We start from the raw sequence: 674 nt of genomic DNA, 5'->3' as shown, positions 1-674 counted from the left end.
GTTGGTCCCAAGGGTTAGGCTGTTCGCCTATTAAAGCGGTACGCGAGCTGGGTTTAGAACGTCGTGAGACAGTTCGGTCCCTATCCGCTGCGCGCGTTGGATATTTGAGAAGTCCTGTCCCTAGTACGAGAGGACCGGGATGGACTGACCTCTGGTGTGCCAGTTGTTCTGCCAAGGGCATGGCTGGTTGGCTACGTCGGGAAGGGATAACCGCTGAAAGCATCTAAGCGGGAAGCCTGCTTCGAGATGAGATATCCTTGCACCCTTGAGGTGTGTGAGGCCCCCAGTAGATGACTGGGTTGATAGGCCAGATGTGGAAGCACAGTAATGTGTGGAGCTGACTGGTACTAATGGCCGATGACTTACAACAATATTCTTTGTGCTTGTTGTTTACTCTGTGTGTGTTCGCGTCCACTGTGCGGTTCTTGGGGAACAACCCTGCTGCCGGCATCTTTTTTGGTGTGGGTGGGTGGCTGGTTGTGTCTCACCGTGTTACGGCGGTCATAGCGTCGAGGAAACGCCCGGTTCCATTCCGAACCCGGAAGCTAAGCTCGATCGCGCCGATGGTACTGCACTCGGGAGGGTGTGGGAGAGTAGGTCGCCGCCGGACATCTTCACTGGGAGTGGAGGAGTGCTTGAACCCCTAGCGGGTGTTCGCCTCCTCCACTCCCTTT

2 rRNA genes are annotated in these 674 nt (G+C 55.9%); both read left to right on the top strand.

From position 1 onward, the window contains the following. Nucleotides 1-371 (top strand): 23S ribosomal RNA (locus HMPREF3159_RS14365); the annotation flags it as partial. Nucleotides 372-493: 122 nt separating this feature from the next. Continuing rightward, a 5S ribosomal RNA gene (gene rrf / locus HMPREF3159_RS14360) occupies nt 494-610 on the top strand. Nucleotides 611-674: the final 64 nt, after the last annotated feature.

This window comes from Brachybacterium sp. HMSC06H03, assembly GCF_001807385.1.
In the GTDB taxonomy this organism is placed as follows: Bacteria; Actinomycetota; Actinomycetes; order Actinomycetales; family Dermabacteraceae; genus Brachybacterium; species Brachybacterium conglomeratum.
The sequence above is the reverse complement of the archived record's forward strand: the minus strand, read 5'-3'. Positions and strand labels throughout refer to the sequence as shown.